Origin of the sequence: Stutzerimonas stutzeri KOS6 (assembly GCF_000307775.2) — a bacterium.
GTDB classification, from domain to species: domain Bacteria; phylum Pseudomonadota; class Gammaproteobacteria; order Pseudomonadales; family Pseudomonadaceae; genus Stutzerimonas; species Stutzerimonas stutzeri_B.
Map to the genome: position 1 here is coordinate 825,079 of NZ_KK020676.1, position 20,400 is coordinate 845,478.

The 20,400-nt window shown below is 64.2% G+C and carries 18 protein-coding genes and 1 tRNA gene; all 19 read left to right on the plus strand.

Features of this window, described 5'->3' with window-relative positions; all coding sequences use genetic code 11:
* The first annotated feature begins 118 nt into the window (after positions 1-118).
* Positions 119-1,432 (plus strand): nitrate regulatory protein, encoded by a 1,314-nt coding sequence (locus B597_RS32095; RefSeq protein ID WP_024161876.1) that lies wholly within the window; start codon positions 119-121, stop codon positions 1,430-1,432.
* Between the two features lie 354 nt (positions 1,433-1,786).
* Positions 1,787-3,118, plus strand: coding sequence for a CmpA/NrtA family ABC transporter substrate-binding protein (locus B597_RS32100; RefSeq protein WP_003296260.1), 1,332 nt, complete (start codon positions 1,787-1,789; stop codon positions 3,116-3,118).
* A 26-nt stretch (positions 3,119-3,144) separates the two neighbouring features.
* The gene (ntrB, locus tag B597_RS32105; RefSeq protein ID WP_003296261.1) at positions 3,145-4,014 is read left to right on the plus strand and encodes a nitrate ABC transporter permease; all 870 of its coding nucleotides are present in this window, start codon (positions 3,145-3,147) and stop codon (positions 4,012-4,014) included.
* A gap of 11 nt (positions 4,015-4,025) precedes the next feature.
* Complete coding sequence (locus B597_RS32110; protein ID WP_003296263.1) at positions 4,026-4,808, plus strand: ABC transporter ATP-binding protein; 783 nt, start codon at positions 4,026-4,028, stop codon at positions 4,806-4,808.
* 88 nt (positions 4,809-4,896) lie between these two features.
* Entirely contained in the window at positions 4,897-5,295 is a 399-nt protein-coding gene (panM, locus tag B597_RS32115; protein WP_003296265.1) for an aspartate 1-decarboxylase autocleavage activator PanM, read from the plus strand.
* Between the two features lie 223 nt (positions 5,296-5,518).
* The gene (locus B597_RS32120; RefSeq protein WP_003296267.1) at positions 5,519-7,741 is read left to right on the plus strand and encodes an AsmA family protein; all 2,223 of its coding nucleotides are present in this window, start codon (positions 5,519-5,521) and stop codon (positions 7,739-7,741) included.
* On the plus strand, positions 7,738-8,805 hold the full coding sequence (gene mutY / locus B597_RS32125; RefSeq protein ID WP_003296268.1) for an A/G-specific adenine glycosylase: 1,068 nt from the start codon (positions 7,738-7,740) through the stop codon (positions 8,803-8,805). The genes B597_RS32120 and mutY overlap by 4 nt, the downstream gene beginning before the upstream one ends.
* Entirely contained in the window at positions 8,802-9,074 is a 273-nt protein-coding gene (locus tag B597_RS32130; RefSeq protein ID WP_003296270.1) for an oxidative damage protection protein, read from the plus strand. Before mutY ends, B597_RS32130 begins: the two co-directional genes overlap by 4 nt.
* Positions 9,075-9,164: 90 nt before the next feature.
* Positions 9,165-9,240 (plus strand) — tRNA-Phe (locus B597_RS32135).
* Positions 9,241-9,666: 426 nt separating this feature from the next.
* Entirely contained in the window at positions 9,667-11,724 is a 2,058-nt protein-coding gene (locus tag B597_RS32140) for a BCCT family transporter (protein ID WP_003296272.1), read from the plus strand.
* 241 nt (positions 11,725-11,965) lie between these two features.
* Positions 11,966-12,739 carry an ABC transporter ATP-binding protein gene (locus B597_RS32145; protein WP_003296275.1) on the plus strand — a complete coding sequence of 258 codons (774 nt, stop codon included), beginning with the start codon at positions 11,966-11,968 and terminating at the stop codon, positions 12,737-12,739.
* 14 nt (positions 12,740-12,753) lie between these two features.
* Positions 12,754-13,509 carry an ABC transporter substrate-binding protein gene (locus B597_RS32150; RefSeq protein WP_003296277.1) on the plus strand — a complete coding sequence of 252 codons (756 nt, stop codon included), beginning with the start codon at positions 12,754-12,756 and terminating at the stop codon, positions 13,507-13,509.
* Between the two features lie 64 nt (positions 13,510-13,573).
* Positions 13,574-14,269 (plus strand): ABC transporter permease, encoded by a 696-nt coding sequence (locus tag B597_RS32155; RefSeq protein ID WP_003296279.1) that lies wholly within the window; start codon positions 13,574-13,576, stop codon positions 14,267-14,269.
* The gene (locus B597_RS32160) at positions 14,266-14,955 is read left to right on the plus strand and encodes an ABC transporter permease (RefSeq protein WP_003296281.1); all 690 of its coding nucleotides are present in this window, start codon (positions 14,266-14,268) and stop codon (positions 14,953-14,955) included. Before B597_RS32155 ends, B597_RS32160 begins: the two co-directional genes overlap by 4 nt.
* A 170-nt stretch (positions 14,956-15,125) precedes the next feature.
* Positions 15,126-16,028, plus strand: coding sequence for a D-hexose-6-phosphate mutarotase (locus B597_RS32165; RefSeq protein ID WP_003296282.1), 903 nt, complete (start codon positions 15,126-15,128; stop codon positions 16,026-16,028).
* A gap of 359 nt (positions 16,029-16,387) precedes the next feature.
* A complete protein-coding gene (gene tssA / locus B597_RS32170) occupies positions 16,388-17,950 on the plus strand; it encodes a type VI secretion system protein TssA (protein ID WP_003296284.1) in 1,563 nt (520 codons plus the stop codon).
* Positions 17,951-17,967: 17 nt separating this feature from the next.
* Positions 17,968-18,474 (plus strand): type VI secretion system contractile sheath small subunit, encoded by a 507-nt coding sequence (tssB, locus tag B597_RS32175; protein WP_003296285.1) that lies wholly within the window; start codon positions 17,968-17,970, stop codon positions 18,472-18,474.
* A 26-nt stretch (positions 18,475-18,500) separates the two neighbouring features.
* Complete coding sequence (tssC, locus tag B597_RS32180) at positions 18,501-19,979, plus strand: type VI secretion system contractile sheath large subunit (RefSeq protein WP_003296287.1); 1,479 nt, start codon at positions 18,501-18,503, stop codon at positions 19,977-19,979.
* A 4-nt stretch (positions 19,980-19,983) separates the two neighbouring features.
* Positions 19,984-20,391, plus strand: coding sequence for a type VI secretion system baseplate subunit TssE (gene tssE, locus B597_RS32185; protein WP_003296289.1), 408 nt, complete (start codon positions 19,984-19,986; stop codon positions 20,389-20,391).
* Positions 20,392-20,400: the final 9 nt, after the last annotated feature.

Consider the following 20,400-nt stretch of genomic DNA (forward strand, 5'->3'; position numbering starts at 1 on the left):
CTGATCGTGGGCGAAAAGGGGCACATTATAGGCGCAAACGCCGCAGCACGGATACGCGCCGGGCTTACTGGACTGCATCTTGCAGGAACCTGCGCGTCAACCCGCGGAGGTGCCGCCCATGCACGGACGGAAAATGCCTGCGACCCTGCGCTTCATGCTGGCGTCCCGGCGCAGCGAACTGCTCGGCCTGGAGGATCTGGCGCGCACCTGCGAGCTGGTCACCCGCATCAGCCAACTGGTGCACGCGCTGCAGAAGGAGCGCGGCTACTCGAACATCTACCTCAGCGGCAACGCCGCCCATCAGCGTCAGCAGCTGGACGTGCTAAGCCTGGAAGCCGAGGCGCTGGAGCGCGACGCGCGCCTGGATCTGGATCGTATCGATCTGGATGCCGTCAGCAGCGCCGACAAGACCCGCCTGTTCACCCGCATCGCCTATGCACTGCACAGCCTCGACGAGCTGCCCGGGCTGCGCCGGCGCATCCGCGAGCACGCGATCAGCATGCAGGACGCCACGGCGACACTGGTACGACTGATCGGCGGGCTGCTGGCGGTGGTGTTCGAGGCCGCCGACACCGCCGCCGATCCGGACATCACCCGTTGCCTGGTGGCGCTGTTCAATTTCATGCAGGGCAAGGAACTGGCCGGCCAGGAGCGTGCACTGGGTGTGGTCGGCTTCGCCAGCGGCTATTTCCCCGCGGACAAGCTGGAGCGCCTGGAACACCTGCTCGAAGGCCAGGAGCGCTGCTTTGCCACCTTCAGCCGTTTCGCCAGCTCGTCGGCGCAGGGGCTGTGGCTGTCGCTGTGCGCGAGCGAGAGCAACGTCCAGGCCTGCCGCCTGCGCGACATCGCCCGCCGAACCAGCCCGGGGGCGGCGGTCGATCCGCAGCTGTGCGAGCTTTGGTTCGAATTGCACACGCGCCGCATCGATGCGATGAAGAGTGTCGAAACCTGCCTGGAGCAAGACCTGCTGCAACAGTGCCGGCACAGCATCGAGCGCATCCGCAAGGACCTGCTGAGCCATCGCAAGCTGCTCGACGGCATCGCCGACATGCACGCCGCAGCCGAGCAGGCCAAGCTGTTCAGCGTACAGGCCAGCGATCTCGATACGCCGCCGCCGGACGGCATGACCGCTATGGTGGCCCGCTCGACCCTGGAGCTGCTGCTGACCCAGAGCGTGCGCCTGCAGGGCCTCAATGAAGAGCTGCGCGAGGCGCGCCAGGCGCTGGACGAGCGCAAACAGGTGGAGCGGGCCAAGCAGCAGCTCATGCGCCAGCAGGGCTTCTCCGAAGGCGAGGCCTACAGCTGGCTGCGCCAGGCCGCGATGAACCAGGGCCTGCGCCTGGAGGAGGTCGCCCAGCGCCTGCTGTCGCTGGAACTACCGGCATCCGCAAGCGCGTCCGGGCGCACGCAGGGCCAGCGTTCCAGGCACTGAAAACAGGCACGCCGCCCTCGAACACCGCCCCTCCTGCCCCGCGGGTGTGCATCTACCCGCAGACCACCCCGCATCCCGCAGCCGTCGATGTCGACCAGCCTCATCGGCGCGCCGGGACGCCAATCCTTCCGAACTGGCCAAGTGCCTGATTTGCCGACGCTGACCGGCTCAATCGATGCCGTGCCAGCGCCTGTCGCCGGGTGTCCGTGCATTCCTGGCACAGCTTTCGCAATGACTCGAACAAGGCCGGATCATGCCGGCTTCCACAACTCCTCATAGGACAACGGTGTCCACGCTCTCCGGCTCAGCCGGTTGGTGTGGCGCCGTTTTTTTTCGCCCAAAGGAAATTCGACCATGACCGACAAGCCGCACAACGACCAGCCCAGCGACCTGACCCTGGCCTCGCGCCGCAGCTTTCTCAAGCACTCGATCATCGCCGCCAGCGGCGTCGCCCTGTTCGGCGGCATGTCGCTGGACATGCGCTCGGCGGCCTGGGCCGCGGGTGGTGATGTGGAAACGCCCAAAGCGAAGCTCGGCTTCATCGCCCTGACCGACGCCGCGCCGCTGTTCGTCGCCGCCGAGAAGGGCTTTTTCGCCAAATACGGAATGACCGAGGTCGAGGTACTCAAGCAGTCGTCCTGGGGCACCACCCGCGACAACCTGGTGCTCGGCGCGGCGAAGAACGGCATCGATGGCGCGCACATCCTGACGCCCATGCCGTACCTGATCAGCGCCGGTATCGTCACGCCGAACAACCAGCCGGTGGCCATGTCGATCCTCGCGCGGCTGAACCTGTCCGGCCAGTGCATCTCGGTCGGCGAGGAATATCGCGACCTGAAGATCGGCCTCGACAGCACGCCGTTCAAGGCCGCGCTGGAAGCGAAGAAGGCCAGCGGCAAGAAAGTCAGCGCGGCGATGACCTTCCCCGGCGGCACCCATGACCTGTGGATGCGCTACTGGCTGGCGGCCGGCGGCATCGACCCGAACGCCGACATCAACACCATCGTCGTGCCGCCGGCACAGATGGTCGCCAACATGAAGGTCGGCAGCATGGACACCTTCTGCGTCTGTGAGCCGTGGAACGCCCAGCTGATCAACCAGAAGATCGGCTACACCGCCAACACAACCGGCGAGCTGTGGCACAACCACCCGGAAAAAGCCTTCGCCCTGCGCAGCGACTACGTGGCGGCCAACCCCAACGCGGCCAAGGCGCTGACCATGGCGATCATGGAAGCCCAGCAGTTCTGCGAAAAGGCCGAGAACAAGGAGGAAGTGGCGAAGATCTGCTCGCAGCGCAAGTGGATCGGCGCCCCCTACAAGGACATCGTCGACCGCATGAAGGGCAACTTCGCCTACGGCACCGGCAAGGTCATCGAGAACCATCCCGAGCAGATGCGCTACTGGGACGACCACGCCTCCTACCCGTTCCAGAGCCACGACCTCTGGTTCCTCACCGAGAACAAGCGCTGGGGCTACCTGCCGGCCGACTTCGACAGCCAGGCGTTGATTGCCAAGGTCAACCGCGAAGACATCTGGCGCGCCGCCGCCGGCGAGCTGAACCTGCCCGCCGAGCTGATCCCGACCTCCACCTCCCGCGGCGTGGAGAGGTTCTTCGACGGCAAGCTGTTCGACCCTGAGAACCCGCAAGCCTATCTGGACAGCCTGACCATCAAGGCCATGGCCTGATAACCGCAACCCGCGAGGAAAAGCCCATGAATGCCAATGTCAAACTGCAGCCCGCCAGCGCCGAGCCGGTGTCCATCGTCCGCCCATCGCGGCTCGCCACGCTGGCTCGGCGCAGCGGCCGCCACGCGCTGCAGCAGCTGGTACCGCCGCTGGTGATCCTGCTGCTGCTCGGCGTGATCTGGGAGATGCTCTGCTCCGGCGCCGATGCCGCGCTGCCGCCGCCGTCGCAGGTGATTGCGGAAACCTGGGAGCTGATCATCGATCCGTTCTATGCCAACGGCGGCAATGACGTGGGCCTGGCCTGGCAACTGCTGGCCAGCCTCGAGCGGGTCGCGGTCGGCTACCTGCTGGCGGTGGTCGCCGGCGTCGGCCTGGGCGTTCTGATCGGCCAGTCGGACTGGGCCATGCGCGGCCTCGATCCGATCTTCCAGGTGCTGCGCACCGTGCCGCCACTGGCCTGGCTGCCGCTGTCGCTGGCGGGCTTCCAGGACAGCCATCCTTCGGCACTGTTCGTCATCTTCATCACAGCGATCTGGCCGATCATCATCAATACCGCGGTGGGCATCCGCAACATCCCGCAGGACTACCGCAACGTCGCCCAGGTCCTGCAGCTGAACGGTTTCGAATACTTCAAGACCATCATGCTGCCGGCCGCCGCACCGTACATCTTCACCGGGCTGCGCATCGGCGTCGGCCTGTCCTGGCTGGCGATCATCGCCGCGGAGATGCTCATCGGCGGCGTCGGCATCGGCTTCTTCATCTGGGATGCGTGGAACGCCTCGCGCATCAGCGACATCATCCTCGCGCTCGTCTACATCGGCGTGGTCGGCTTCGTGCTCGATCGCCTGGTGGCCTTCGTCGGCCAGCGCATCACCCGCGGCATTCCGGCCAATTGAGGAGCAACGCCATGAGCTATCTCTCCATCGAACACCTGGACAAGAGTTTCGTGCGCGGCAACCTCGCCTCGCAGGTGCTCAAGGACATCAACCTGAACATCGCCAAGGGCGAGTTCATCTCCATCATCGGCCACTCCGGCTGCGGCAAGTCGACGGTGCTGAACATCGTCGCCGGGCTGCTCGACCCCAGTCTCGGCGGCGTGATCCTCGACGGCAAGGAAGTCCGCGGCCCCGGACCGGACCGCAGCATGGTGTTCCAGAACCACTCGCTGCTGCCCTGGCTGACCGTCTACGAGAACGTCGAAGTGGCGGTGAACAAGCTGTTCAAGCGCAGCATGAACAAGCGCGAGCGGCGCGACTGGATCGAGCACAACCTGGCGCTGGTGAACATGGGCCACGCGCTGAACAAGTATCCGCAGGAAATCTCCGGCGGCATGAAGCAGCGCGTCGGCATCGCCCGCGCGCTGGCGATGAAGCCCAAGGTGCTGCTGCTCGACGAGCCCTTTGGCGCCCTCGATGCGCTGACCCGCGCGCACCTGCAGGACGAGGTGATGAAGATCCAGAAGGACCTGGGCAACACCATGATGATGATCACCCACGATGTCGACGAAGCCGTGCTGCTCTCCGACCGCATCGTGATGATGACCAACGGCCCCTCGGCGACCATCGGCGAGATCCTCGAGGTGAAGCTGCCGCGCCCGCGCGACCGCATCGCCCTGGCCGACGACCCCGAGTACAACCACTACCGCCGCGCGGTGCTGAGCTTTCTCCACGAGCGCCATCGCCTGCATTGACGGGTGCGCCCACCGCCGGCGTCTCGTGCGCTGGCGGCGGTTCGGCGTATCCTTGCCGGCACTTCTGCTCAGCCGTCGCAAGGTCGCCATGCCCGTCTACGTCGAATCCGTCACCCAGCCAAGCCCGCAGGATTTAACCGATCTGGCGAAAATCTATGCCGATGCGCCCGAATGGCTGCTGACGCCCTATGCCAGCGCCGACGCGCTGATCGCGGCGGCGCTGGCCGATGGCAGCCTGATCGCCGGGCGCTTCAACGACCGCCTGCTCGGTGCCGCCCTGCTGCAGCGCGGCGACGAAGCCTGGCGTCTGTCGCACCTGTGCGTGCGCAAAGTCACCCGCAAACGCGGTGTCGGCCGCCGGCTGCTGGAAGAAACCCAGCGCCAGGCCGCCGAGGCCGGCAAGCCGCTGCGCCTGGCCGCGCCCGCAGGGCATCCGGAAGCCGCCACCCTGGCGGCACGAACCCATCTGCCGCTGGACCCGCTGTAGATACGACGGCGGGCTGAATGGTGGGCTGAAGCCCGCCCTGCTCAGTGCCGGGACCAACGCCAAGACCTTGCACCGGCTGAATCGCCTGCATGCCCGGCGCTTCGACCCGTCGTGCGGAACCAGCACCCCGGACGCCACTCCAACGCCGACCGCATTCCCGACATGGGAAGGCACGGGGCTATACTCGGCACTTTTCTGATCGCTCATCTACAAGGATTCGTCCATGAAATCGCTCGGCAAAATCCTGGGTCTGGTCTTTCTCGGGCTGTTGCTGATCGTCGTGGCGGCGGGCTTCGCCCTGACCCACCTATTCGATCCCAACGACTACAAGGACGAGATCCGCGACCTGGCGCGCAGCAAGGCCGGTCTCGAACTGGACATCAAAGGCGACATCGGCTGGAGCCTGTTCCCCTGGCTTGGCCTGGAGCTGCACGAAACCACCCTGGCCAGCACGCAGACACCCGAGCAGCCGTTCGCCGACCTGCGCATGCTCGGCCTGTCGGTGCGGGTGATGCCACTGCTGAGCCGCGAAGTGCAGATGAGCGATATCACGGTCAACGGCCTCAACCTCACCCTGAGCCGTGACGAGCAGGGCCGCGGCAACTGGGAAGGCGTCGGCCAGCCGGCCAGGCAGCCCGAGCAAACTGCGCAAGGCCCGGACGCGAGCGAACCGCAGCTGGAGGCCGAGGCAGCCCCCGCATCACGCAGCAGGCCACTGAGCCTGGACATCGACAGCCTGACCGCCAGCGATGCCCGCGTCACCTACCACGACGCCAGGACCGGCCAGCAATACAGCGCCGAAGGCATCGAGCTGAGCACCGGCGCGATCCGCGAAGGCAGCCCGATTCCGCTCAAGCTCAATGCCTTCTTCGGCAGCAACCAGCCGGTGATGCGTGCACGCACCGAACTGCAAGGCGCGCTGCGCTTCGACAACCAGCTCAAGCGCTACCAGTTCGAGGACATGCGCCTGTCCGGCGAGGCCTCCGGCGAGCCCCTGCAGGGCAAGACGCTGAGCTTCAGCGCCCAGGGCCAGTTGCTGGTGGATCTCGCCGCGCAGATCGCCGAATGGAACAGCCTGAAGTTCACCGCCAACCAGCTGCGCGGCCTTGGCGAGCTGAAAGTGCGCGACCTGCAGAGCGAGCCGAAGATCAGCGGCGCAGTGACCGTGGCCCAGTTCAACCTGCGCGAGTTTCTCCAGGGCACCGGCCAGCAACTGCCGGCCATGGCTGACGCTGCCGCACTGAGCAGGGCCGAGCTGGTCAGTCGCCTGAGCGGAACGCCGAACAGCCTGGCGCTGGAAGAGCTGACCCTGAAGCTGGACGACAGCACCTTCACTGGCCGCATCGCCATCAGCGACTTCGCTCGCCAGGCACTGCGCGTCGATCTCAAGGGCGACCGCTTCGACCTCGACCGCTACCTGCCGCCACCGAGCAAGGACGACTCCGCCGGCGCGGCACGCGCGAGCGAGGTCCAGAGCACCCGGGCCAGCGCCGTCGGCAACGGCACCACGCCCCTGCCCGATGCGCCGACCCAGGCGGCCTGGAGCGAGGCATCGGTGCTGCCGCTGGAGCAGTTGCGCAAGCTCGACAGTGAGCTCGATCTGGCCATCGGCAGCCTGACCGCAATGAAGATCCCGCTGGACGGCTTCAACCTCAAGGCTCGTGCCCGCAACGGCCTGCTGACCCTGCAGGAACTGCGCGGCGGGCTGTATGGCGGCCGCCTGGACGGCTCGGCCAGCCTCGACGTGCGCCCCGCCCAGCCGCTGCTGACGCTGCAAAGCCGCTTCAATGGCGTGCCGGTCGAGCGCCTGCTGGAAAGCCAGGACGAGGACGTGGTGGTCAAGGGCCTGCTGAACCTGGACGCCGACCTGCGCACCCAGGGCAACAGCGAGAAGGACTGGATCGACAACCTCAACGGCAAGGTCGGTTTCATCATCGACAACGGCATGCTGGTCGACGCCAACCTCGAGCAGCAGCTGTGCCGCGCCATCGCCACCCTCAACCGCAAGCCGCTTAGCGGTGAGCCACGCAGCAAGGACACGCCGTTCCGCGAGCTCAAGGGCAACCTGACGCTGCGCAACGGCATCGCCAGCAACCCCGACCTCAAGGCCAGCATTCCGGGCCTGACCGTCAACGGCAACGGCGACGTCGATCTGCGCGTGCTGGGCATGGACTACCGCGTCGGCATCGTCATCGAGGGCGACAAGGGCGCCATGCCGGACCCGGCCTGCCAGGTAAACGAGCGCTACGTCGGCATCGAATGGCCGCTGCGCTGCCGCGGCCCGCTGGAACTGGGCGCCAAGGCCTGCCGCTTCGACAATGACGCACTGGGCAAGGTCGCCGCGCGCCTGGCCGGCGAGAAGCTCAGCGAGAAGATCGAGGAGAAGCTCGGCGACAAGGTCAGTCCGGAGCTCAAGGACGCCCTCAAGGGTCTGTTCAAGCGATGACTCCTGAACAGTTCGGCATGGCGGTCCTCGACTGGTTCGACCGCCATGGCCGCAAGGACCTGCCCTGGCAGCAGAACATCACGCCGTACCGGGTGTGGGTGTCGGAGATCATGCTGCAGCAGACTCAGGTCAGCACCGTGCTCGGCTACTTCGACCGCTTCATGGAAGCGCTGCCGACGGTCGAAGCGCTCGCCGCCGCGGCCGAAGACGAAGTGCTGCACCTGTGGACCGGCCTCGGCTACTACAGCCGCGCACGCAATCTGCACAAGACCGCCAAGCTCATTACTGCTGAACATGGCGGTGTTTTCCCGGCGGATGTCGACCGCCTTGCCGAATTTCCTGGCATCGGCCGTTCCACGGCCGGAGCCATCGCCAGCATCAGCCTGGGCCTGCGCGCGCCGATCCTCGACGGCAACGTCAAGCGTGTGCTGGCCCGCTATGTCGCCCAGGACGGCTATCCCGGCGAGCCGAAGGTGGCTCGCCAGCTGTGGGCGGTAGCCGACCGCTTCACCCCGCAGCAGCGGGTCAACCATTACACCCAGGCGATGATGGATCTCGGCGCCACGCTGTGTACCCGCAGCCGGCCGAGTTGCCTGCTCTGCCCGCTCAAGGACGGCTGCCGCGCCCATCTGCTCGGGCGCGAAACCGAATTCCCGGTGCCCAAGCCGCGCAAGGCACTGCCGCAGAGGCGCACGCTGATGCCGCTGCTGGCCAACCGCGACGGCGCCATCCTGCTGTACCGGCGCCCTTCCACCGGCCTCTGGGGCGGGCTCTGGAGCCTGCCGGAGCTGGAAGACCTCGCGGCCCTCGATCCACTGGCAGAACGCCATGCCCTGCAGCTGGAAGATCGTCGCGAGCTGCCGGGGCTGACCCATACCTTCAGCCATTTCCAGCTGACCATCGAGCCCTGGCTGATCAGGGTCAAGTCCGCGGCCGACGCCGTGGCCGAGGCCGACTGGCTCTGGTATAACCTCGCCACCCCGCCGCGCCTCGGCCTTGCCGCGCCGGTTAAGACACTGCTCAAGCGCGCCGCCGCTGAATTGAATGCAGGAGAAGCCTCATGACCCGCACCGTGAATTGCCGCAAGTACAACGAAGAACTCCCCGGCCTCGACCGCCCGCCGTTTCCAGGCCAGAAAGGCGAGGACATCTACAACAACATCTCCAGGCAGGCCTGGGACGACTGGCAGAAGCATCAGACTATGCTGATCAACGAGCGCCGGCTGAACATGATGAACGCCGAGGACCGCAAGTTCCTTCAGGGCGAGATGGACAAGTTCTTCTCCGGCGAGGATTACGCCAAGGCCGAAGGCTACGTGCCACCGAGCGAATGACCGTCGGCTACGCTAAGCGCCCGTCCGGATTAAATATTTCCGGACCACGCTTGACAGGCAAAAGCCAAATCCGTCTAATAGCGCCCCGTTGCCCAGGTAGCTCAGTCGGTAGAGCAGGGGATTGAAAATCCCCGTGTCGGCGGTTCGATTCCGTCCCTGGGCACCACCTTTCGTTTTCAGGTGGTGTCAGCATCACCCGAAAGCCCACAAGAAGCCCGCCCAGTGCGGGCTTTTTTTGTTTTCTGCACTTCCCTGGCCTTCCCTTGTACGTCCTGACTTTTAGGGCCAAGCTTTGGGCACGCCGGTTCGGTTGGCTCATGCGTTGCGAGGTTTCATATGCCACGCGGAGCCAAATCGTGACCGAGCGTGCACAAAAGTAGCCAACCCGGAGGACAGCGCTGACTAGCTGACGGCTCACCAAGGGCGCCAGTGCATGCCGGGTGTCTCCCCCTGGGATGTCTCGAGTCCGATCTTCAGCACCACCCAGGGCGCCCGGTATCGGCGCTGCCGCTGCCGCTCTTGCGGTGACACCAACTTGCGGGAGCCACAGTGCGCATCTCGCCCAACCTCCAACCAGAGGCCAGACCGACCTATGGAAGCCGACAAGAAGCTCCCCAAAGCCATCATCCTCTTCCCCGTCTTCATTCCCGCAGTAGTCGTGACCCTGCTGCTGGTGATCGGCACGATCAGCAACCCAACGCTGGCCGGTGAAGTCTTCAGCTCGACGCTGTCCTTCATCACGACCAACTTCGGCTGGTTCTACATGCTCTCGGTGGCGTTCTTCCTGGTGTTCATCGTCGGCATCGCAATGACGCCATGGGGCAACATCAAGCTGGGGCCGGATCATGCCGAGCCGCAATACAGCTTCCCGGCCTGGTTCGCCATGCTGTTTTCCGCTGGCTACGGCATTGCGCTGCTGTTCTTCGGCGTCGCTGAACCTGTGTTGCACTACGCATCGCCGCCAGCCGGCGCTGCCGAGACCGTCGACGCGGCGAAGCAGGCCATGCAGATCGCCTTCTTTCACTGGGGCTTCCATATCTGGGCGATCTATGGGCTGACCGGCCTGGTACTGGCGTATTTCTCGTTCCGCCACGGCCTGCCGCTGTCCATGCGCTCGGCGCTCTATCCGATCATTGGTGAGCGCATCTATGGGCCGATCGGCCATGTCGTGGACGTCTTCGCGATTCTCGGCACGCTGTTCGGCATCGCCACCACGCTCGGTTTGTCGGTCACCCAGATCAACGCGGGGATCAATTATCTCTGGCCATCGATCCCGATCAGCATCGACGTGCAGATCATCGCCATCGCGATCATCACCGGCCTGGCGATCTGCTCGGTGGTTGCGGGCCTGGACAAGGGCGTGAAGAACCTTTCGCTGCTGAACATGATCCTGGCGATCGGCCTGATGCTCTTCGTGTTTCTGGTCGGGCCGAGCATCTTCATTCTCGAAACCTTCCTGCAGAACACCGGTAGCTACCTGAACAACATCATCGAGCGCACCTTCAACCTGCAGGCCTACAGCCGCAGCGACTGGATCGGCAACTGGACGCTGTTCATCTTCGGCTGGACCATCGCCTGGTCGCCCTTCGTCGGGCTGTTCATCGCCAAGATCAGCCGTGGCCGAACCATCCGTCAATTCGTCTTCGGCGTGATGTTCGTGCCGACCATTTTCACCTTTCTCTGGTTCTCGGTGTTCGGCGATACCGCGCTGCACATGATCATGGTCGAAGGCTATACCTCGCTGATCGGCGACGTGCAGGCGGACAACGCCATCGCCCTGTTCAAGCTGTTCGAACTGCTGCCGATGACGTCCATCGCCTCGTTCCTGGCGGTGGTGCTGATCATCACCTTCTTCGTCACCTCGTCGGACTCCGGCTCTCTGGTCATCGACTCGCTTGCTGCTGGTGGCGCGATGCATACACCAGTGTGGCAGCGGGTGTTCTGGGCCAGCACCGAGGGCGTGGTGGCGGCAGCCCTGCTGCTGGCCGGCGGGCTCAGTGCCCTGCAGACCATGACCATCGCCAGCGCCCTGCCATTCGCGATCATCATGATGATCGCCGCGCTGGGCATGTGGCGCGCACTGGTGATCGAAGGCCACCACGAAACCAGTCTGCAAAGCCACATGCAGGGCAGCCGGCTGGCGAGCAATGCCGGCCCCGGACTGTGGAAGAAGCGCCTGGCGGGGATGGTCAGCTTCCCCAGCCGGGAAGAGGTCGACGGCTTCATGAACACCACGGTACTGAAAGCCATGCGCCGCGTGCAGCGCGAGCTCAGTGGCCAGGAATGGGCTGCCGAAGTGCATACCGATGAGGCCCACTCGCGGCTTTACCTCGAAGTCATCAAGGATGATCAGGTCGATTTCATTTACGAGATCCGGGCGGTCGGTTACGCCATGCCGGCGTTCGCCCTGGCCGAAGGGCCGGAGGCGGACGAGCAGTACTACCGTGCAGAAGTCTTCCTGCGCCGCGGCGGTCAGCATTACGACATCTACGGCTACGACCAGGCCGACATCATCAGCGACATCCTCGATCAGTTCGAGAAGTACCTGCACTTCCTGCACATCTCCCCCGGCAGCCTGCCCTGGAAGATGGAGGAGCATGACGAGATGCTCGGTAACGAACCCGAGGCGCCGAAGGACGCACCGCAATAGCGCTACGCCGCGGCTGTCGGCATGGCAGACGCGGCGAAGCCGCCAGCCAAATGTCGCCGTTGCCGACATTTGGCGGCTTTTAGGTGCGCACAGGCCGATCAGTTCGGCCTTATCCAAGCTTGGCGCTTGCTCCGGTGCATGCTAGGTTTGCGCCTCGCCAGGATGGCGAGCCGTTCGCCTGGAGTGCACCAACAGATATCTGGACCACGGCGATGTTCGCCGGTCCACAAGAGGACCCCTCATGGCCGAGGCCATCCCTGCTCTGGAAATCCGCAACCTGCACAAGCGCTACGGCGACCTGGAAGTTCTCAAAGGCATTTCGCTGACCGCTCGAGACGGCGATGTGATTTCCATCCTCGGCTCTTCAGGTTCAGGCAAATCCACGTTCCTGCGCTGCATCAACCTGCTGGAAAACCCCAACGAGGGCGAGATTCTGGTGGCTGGCGAGCAGCTCTTGCTCAAGCGCGACAAGCAGGGCGACCTGATCGCCGCCGACGGCAAGCAGCTCAACCGGATTCGCAGCGAGCTGGGCTTCGTGTTCCAGAACTTCAACCTCTGGCCGCACATGACCATCCTCGACAACATCATCGAGGCGCCGCGCCGGGTGCTAGGCCAGAGCAAGGCCGAGGCCACCGATGTCGCCGAAGCGCTGCTGGCCAAGGTGGGCATCGCCGACAAGCGCCACGTCTACCCCAATCAGCTTTCCGGTGGCCAGCAGCAGCGCGCGGCGATCGCCCGCACACTGGCGATGCAGCCCAAGGTAATCCTGTTCGACGAGCCCACCTCGGCGCTGGACCCGGAAATGGTACAAGAAGTGCTTGCAGTGATCCGGTCGCTCGCCGAGGAAGGCCGCACCATGCTGCTCGTCACCCATGAGATGAATTTCGCCAAGCAGGTATCCAGCGAAGTGGTTTTCCTCCACCAGGGCCTGGTCGAGGAACAAGGAACGCCCGAGCAGGTATTTGACAATCCTCAATCGGCGCGCTGTAAACAATTCATGTCCAGCCATCGCTAATGGAGCAACACCGCATGAAGAGCTATAAGAAGATCCTGCTGACAGCCGCTGCATCCCTGATCATCGGCACCCAGGCATTTGCCGCGGATAAACTGCGGATCGGTACCGAAGGCGCCTACCCGCCCTTCAACCTGATCGATGCCAGCGGCAAGGTGGTCGGCTTCGACCTGGATATCGCCCACGCCCTGTGCGCCAAGATGAAAGTGGAGTGTGAAGTGGTCACCTCCGACTGGGACGGCATCATTCCGGCCCTGAACGCCGGCAAGTTCGATTTCCTGGCCGCCTCCATGTCGGTCACCGAAGAGCGCAAGAACGCCGTCGACTTCACCGATCACTACTACACCAACAAGCTGCAGTTCGTAGCGCCCAAGTCCGGTGACTTCAAGACCGACAAGGACTACCTGGACGGCAAGGTGATCGGCGCCCAGCGCGCGACCATCGCCGGCACCTGGCTGGAAGACAACCTGGACGGCGTGGTCGACATCAAGCTCTACGACACTCAGGAAAATGCTTACCTGGATCTGGCTGCCGGTCGTGTCGATGGCATCCTCGCCGACACCTTCGTACAGTGGGAATGGCTCAAGAGCGACGCCGGCAAGGACTTCGAGTTCAAGGGCGAGCCGGTCTTCGATGACGACAAGATCGCCATCGCCGTACGCAAGGGCAACGATGAGCTGCGCGAGAAGCTGAACAAGGCGCTGGCCGACATCGTCGCCGACGGCACCTACAAGCAGATCAACGACAAGTATTTCCCGTTCAGCATTTACTGATCCAACCGAGCCGAAGCCCGGTCGCCTGAACACTGGCCGACCGGGCTTCGGTGCTTGAGCTCCTATGATTCCTGACCTTCACGGATTCGGTCCGGCGCTGCTCGCCGGTACCTGGATGACCATCCAACTGGCTCTCGCGTCGCTGGCGCTGGGGCTGGTACTCGGGCTGCTCGGCGCCCTTGCCAAAACCTCACCCTACAGCGCCCTGCGCTGGGTGGGCGGCACCTATTCGACCATCGTGCGCGGCGTTCCCGAACTGCTCTGGGTACTGCTGATCTACTTCGGCACCATCAGCCTGATTCGCGGCATCGGCGAACTGTTCGGCATCGAGAACCTGGCCCTGAGCCCGTTCGCCGCCGGCACCATCGCCCTCGGCCTGTGCTTCGGTGCCTATGCCACCGAAGTATTCCGCGGTGCGCTGCTGGCCATTCCCAAGGGCCACCGCGAGGCCGGCCTGGCGCTGGGGCTGGGCAAACGGCGGATCTTCACGCGCTTGATCCTGCCGCAAATGTGGCGCCTGGCCCTGCCCGGCCTGGGCAACCTGTTCATGATCCTGATGAAAGACACCGCACTGGTTTCGGTGATCGGTCTGGAGGAGATCATGCGCCGCTCGCAGATCGCGGTAACCGCCAGCAAGGAGCCCTTCACCTTCTTCCTGGTGGCGGCCTTCATCTACCTGTGCCTGACCATCGTCGCGATGATCGGCATGCACTTCCTCGAAAAACGTGCCGGACGCGGCTTCGTGCGGAGCGCAGCATGACCTGGGAAATCTTCATCAAGTGGCTGCCTAGCTTCATCGAAGGCGCCTGGCTGACCCTGCAACTGGTCGGCGTATCGGTCGTCGCCGGGCTGATCCTCGCCGTACCGCTGGGTATCGCCCGTTCCTCCCGGCTGCTGGCGGTGCGCGCACTGCCCTATGGCTACATCTTCTTCTTCCGTGGCACGCCGCTGCTGGTCCAGCTGTTCCTCGTCTACTACGGCATGGCGCAGTTCGATGTCGTGCGCCAGAGCGCGCTCTGGCCCTTTCTGCGCGATCCCTACTGGTGCGCGATCATCACCATGACACTGCATACCGCCGCCTACATCGCCGAGATCATCCGCGGCGCGATCCAGAACGTGCCTCATGGCGAGGTCGAAGCAGCCCGCGCGCTGGGCATGTCACGCGCCCAGGCGCTGCTGCACATCATCCTGCCGCGCGCCACGCGCATCGGCCTGCCGGCCTACAGCAACGAAGTGATCCTGATGCTCAAGGCCAGCGCCCTGGCCAGCACCATCACGCTGCTGGAGCTGACCGGCATGGCACGCAAGATCGCCGCGCGCACCTACCTGCACGAGGAAATGTTCCTCACCGCCGGCCTGATCTACCTGCTGATCGCCTTCATCCTGATGCAGGGCTTCAAGCTGCTGGAGCGCTGGCTGCGGGTCGACGCCTGCCAGGGCCGCTGAGCGCATGACCTGTAGGGTGGATCACGCTTCACCGATCCACCGGGTGGCGCCCCACCGAACGGAGCCACGGTGGATGTTAAGAAACGACATCCACCCTACCTGGGCGGCGGATGAAATCCCGCCTTGCGACCGTTGTCAGACGAACGCCCATTCACACTACGGGATCGCCCATGTCACTCGACATCCAACGCATCGAAATGGACCAGCTCGTGTGCTGGCAAGTCCGCCGCGGTGAGGACGAACTGCTGATCGCCGAACAGGGCGCGCAGATCCTCAGCTATCGCCAGGGCGACGCGCCGCCGATCATCTGGCTCAGCGAAGAGGCCGCCTTTCAGCAGGGCCAGTCGGTACGCGGCGGCATGCCGATCTGCTGGCCCTGGTTCGGCGACCTGGCGCGCAACCCGCAGCCGGTGCAGGCCAGCTACCAAGGCGAGCAGCCAGCGCCCTTCCATGGCCTGGTGCGTGCGCTGCCCTGGCAGTTGCGCGAACAACGCAGCGATGGCGGCGCTGCGATTCTCGAATTTCACTGCCCGCAGGCGCTCGGCGCATTGCCGGGCTGGCCGCACCGGGTCGAGCTGAGGTTGCAGATCCGCCTGGCCGACGAACTGGAGCTCAGCCTCACCAGCAGCAACGTTGGTGACCAGTCCGTCTGCATCAGCCAGGCGCTGCACAGCTACTTCGCCGTCAGCGACATCCAGCAGGTGCGCGTGGAAGGCCTGGCCGGTTGCCCCTACGTCGACACGCTGCAGAACTGGGAAGAGCACCGGCAGGACGGCGATCTGCAGTTCAGCGGCGAGACCGACCGCATCTACCAGCGGCTGCCTGCCACCCTTGCGATCGTCGATCCGGCCTGGAAACGTCGCATCCAGCTCACGACCAATGGCTCGACTTCCGCCGTGCTGTGGAACCCGTGGATCGACAAGGCGCAACGCTTGTCCAGCTTCGCCGATGATGCCTGGCAACGGATGCTGTGCATCGAAACGGCGAACGTGATGAGCGATGTGCTGGTGCTCCAGCCTGGCCAGCGCCATTCGCTCGGAGTAGCCATAAAGGCAAGTTGCACCGATCTATAACATTTTCCAAAGCTATTCTGTGACTCGATAGCTATTTGCATGTAAGTACTTTCTTACATGCAAATAGCGCAAAACCACATAGTTTCAACTGCCTGCCTACCAGGCATTGGCCATATAATTTGAATTGGTTCCGCAGTCAGTTGGTTAATATCTCTCGCTGTAACAGAGATCACACTTCTCGCCTTGAAGGGCGACCAGCCCACGTCTAGGATGCCCATCCCATAAAGGCCCTGTGCAATTTGTTGCGCAGGCGCGGTGCGCAAGAACTTGCGCACCCACTTCTCGGAAACATGCCTCTTGAAAAAAGGGAAGCATGTTTCAAAGTTCACGGATCGAACTTGAGCGTCACGGAAGACCCAATGCACGCCAGCGCACTCAGCAAGCATTATCTGGAACTTGCCAGAAAGCCGGTCAATGACAGCAATTTCGCTGGCGACGATATTCGCTACAGCAGTGAATTCGAATTACTGGAGGCCGAACTGGCCAAGGCCGGAGCGCTGCACCAGACCACCGGCATCGACTGGCAGAAGGTCCGCGAAGGCAGCGAGATGCTGCTCGCCTCGCTATCCAAGGACCTGCGCGCCGCCGCCTGGCTGACCTGGAGCCTGTTCCAGCGCGAGTCCTTCGCCGGTCTGCAAGCTGGCCTCAGCGTCCTGCAGTACCTGTGCAGCAATCACTGGGCCGAACTGCACCCACGCAAGCCACGCACCCGCGCCGCCGCGATCAACTGGCTGCTGCCGCGCCTGGAGCAGACCTTTTCCGAAGACGTGCCGGTCGGCGAGCAGCTGCCGCTGTTCCGCAGCCTGGCCGAGCAGTTGCACGCGCTGGAGCAATGCCTGTCCGCCCATCTGGGCGAAGACGCGCCTTTGCTGCTGCCGCTGTGCCGCCAGCTCGACGGCATGGTCAAACGCGCCAGCCAGGGGCAAGCGCAGCCCGGACCGGTGGGCGCGGCCATTGCCCAGGTCAGGCAGGTCGCCAGCCAGGTCTTCGCCCCCGGCTCGCCGGTCGAGAATGACAAGGAAGCGCTCAAGGCCGTGCGCAGCCTGCAGGAACAGGCGCGCCCGCTGACGGCCTGGTGGCTCAGGCAGCGCACCAGCGACCTGCGCCCTCTGCGCCTGTCGCGCACCCTGCTGTGGCTCAGCATCGACAGCCTGCCGGAGCACAACGGCGAGCAGATCACCGCCTTGCGTGGGATACCTGCCGACAAGCTGGCCAGCTACCAAGAACGCTTCGCTCAGGGGCAGTACGCCGACCTGTTGGTGGACCTGGAAAACAGCACTGTGCGCGCACCGTTCTGGCTGGACGGCCAGCGTTTGACCTGGGCGTGCCTGCAGGAACTGGACGCCGAGCAGGCCATGCGCGAGGTGGAGATCCAGCTCGCGCTGTTCCTGCAACGCGTACCGCGGCTGGAGGAGCTCTGCTTTCACGACGGCACGCCGTTCGCCGATGCCGAAACCCGCGCCTGGATCAGTGGCCAGGTCATGCCCCATGTGCAGCCGGCCACGGCCGCGAGACAGGATGAACCGCCTGCCGTCGGCAACGCGCAGCCGAGCTGGGAGCTCGCCCTGCAAGAGGCCGTGCCGCTATTGCGCAAAAATGGCCTCAAGCCTGCCGTGCAGCAGCTCAAACAGGGCCTGGCGCGCGCCCGGGGCGACCGCGAGCGCTTCTTCTGGCAGTTGAGCCTCGCCCGCCTGTGCTACCAGGCCAGGAAATACGAGTTGGCCAAGACCCAGCTCGAAGCACTCGACCAGCAGCTCGAGGCCAGTGGCCTGGGCAGTTGGGAACCCGATCTCGCCCTCGAGGTACTGCGCCTGTTGCACAGCTGTTGCGAGCTGCTGCCGCAGAACCACGCCGTGCGTGAAAGCAAGGATGAGATTTACCGAAGGCTGTGCCACCTCGATCTCGAAGTGGTGCTGGATTAATCGCAAAGGAGAACACCATGGCCAAAGAAGGCTCGGTTGCACCCAAGGAACGCATCAACGTCACGTTCAAGCCGGCCACCGGCAACGCTCAGGAAGAGGTTGAGCTGCCGCTCAAGCTGATGGTCCTGGGCGATTTCACCCAGCGCCCCGACGATCGCAAGATCGAGGACCGCAAGCCCATCGCCATCGACAAGAACAGCTTCGACGAGGTGCTGGCCAAGCAGGAGCTGAACCTGACCTTTGGCGTACCGAACCGCCTGCAGGACGAAGCCGAAAGCGACGAGCTGGGCATCCAGCTGCGCATCAATTCGATGAAGGACTTCAACCCGGCCAATCTGGTCGATCAGGTCCCGGAGCTGAAGAAACTGATGGAGCTGCGCGACGCCCTGGTCGCGCTGAAGGGACCGCTGGGCAACGCCCCGGCCTTCCGTAAGGCCATCGAAAGCGTACTCGCCGACGACGCCTCGCGTGTCCGCGTCCTCGGCGAGCTGGGGCTGGCGGCCAAAGAGAAGCTGGGCGCCTGACAACATCGACAAGGAAGCTGATTCACATGACCACTAGCGCAGCCGCCGTCGAGCACGGCAACCCACTCGCCGAGGGCGGCATCCTCGACCGCATCATCGCCGAAACCCGCCTGACCCCGGATGACGAGGCCTACGACATCGCCAAGCGTGGCGTCTCGGCCTTCATCGAAGAACTGCTCAAGCCGCAGAACGAAAACGAGCCGGTGAAGAAGGCCATGGTCGACCGCATGATCGCGGAAATCGACGCCAAGCTCAGCCGGCAGATGGACGAAATCCTTCACCATCCGCAGCTCCAGGCGCTGGAAGCTTCCTGGCGCGGCCTCAAGCTGCTGGTGGATCGCACCAACTTCCGCGAGAACATCAGGCTCGAGCTGCTCAACGCTTCCAAGCAGGACCTGCTGGACGACTTCGAGGACAGCCCGGAAATGGTCCAGTCCGGCCTCTACAAGCACATCTACACCGCTGAGTACGGCCAGTTTGGCGGCCAGCCCGTCGGTGCGCTGATCGCCAACTATTTCTTCGACCCCAGCGCACCCGACGTCAAGACCATGCAGTACGTCGCCAGCGTCGCCAGCATGTCCCATGCACCCTTCGTTGCCGCCGCCGGGCCGAAATTCTTCGGCCTGGAAAGCTTCACCGGCCTGCCGGACCTGAAGGATCTCAAGGATCATTTCGAAGGCCCGCAGTTCACCAAGTGGCAGAGCTTCCGCGAACAGGAAGATGCGCGCTACGTCGGCCTGACCGTCCCGCGCTTCCTGCTGCGCAACCCGTACGATCCGGAAGACAACCCGGTCAAGACCTTCGTCTACAAGGAAAACGTCGTTGGCAGCCACGAACACTACCTGTGGGGCAACACCGCCTACGCCTTCGCCAGCCGCCTGACCGACAGCTTCGCCAAGTTCCGCTGGTGCCCGAACATCATCGGCCCGCAGAGCGGTGGCGCAGTGGAAGACTTGCCGCTGCACCACTTCGAGAGCATGGGCGAGATCGAGACCAAGATCCCGACCGAGGTGCTGGTTTCCGACCGTCGCGAGTACGAGCTTGCCGAGGAGGGCTTTATCGCCCTGACTATGCGCAAGGGCAGCGACAACGCCGCGTTCTTCTCCGCCAACTCGGCGCAGAAGCCCAAGTTCTTCGGCAACAGCGAGGAAGGCAAGACCGCGGAGCTGAACTACAAGCTCGGCACCCAGCTGCCCTACCTGTTCATCGTCAACCGCCTGGCGCACTACCTGAAGGTGCTGCAGCGCGAGCAGATCGGCGCCTGGAAGGAGCGCACCGACCTCGAACTGGAACTCAACAAGTGGATCCGCCAGTTCGTCGCCGACCAGGAGAACCCCAGCGCCGAAGTGCGCAGCCGCCGTCCGCTACGCGCCGCCCAGGTCAACGTCAGCGACGTCGAGGGCGAGCCGGGCTGGTACCGCGTCAGCCTCAGCGTGCGTCCGCACTTCAAGTACATGGGCGCGGACTTCACCCTGTCGCTGGTTGGCAAGCTGGACAAGGAATAAGCACTTGAACGGATACGGCAGCCTCTTCGAGCGCCTCGGCGGTGACGCCGCACGGCGTTCCGGCTGGAGCCGCGAGGTTGCGGCGATGGCCTCGGTGGCTGCCCATCTGGCCAAGATGCTCAGCACCCGGGCGGGCAGCGTGCAGACGCTGCCCGCCTACGGGTTGCCCGATCTCAACGATATGCGCCTGTCGCTGCACGATTCGCTGCAGCAGGCGCGTATCGCCATCGAACGCTTCATCGAAGCGTACGAACCCAGGTTGACCCAGGTGCGCGTGCTGTCGCTGCCGCGAACCCATGACCCACTGACGCTCGCCTTCACCATCGAAGGCCTGCTGGAAATGGATGGCCTCAAGCGCCAGGTCAGATTTTCCGCCAGCCTGGATGGCAGCGGACAGGTCAAGGTCCAGTAAGGAGACAAC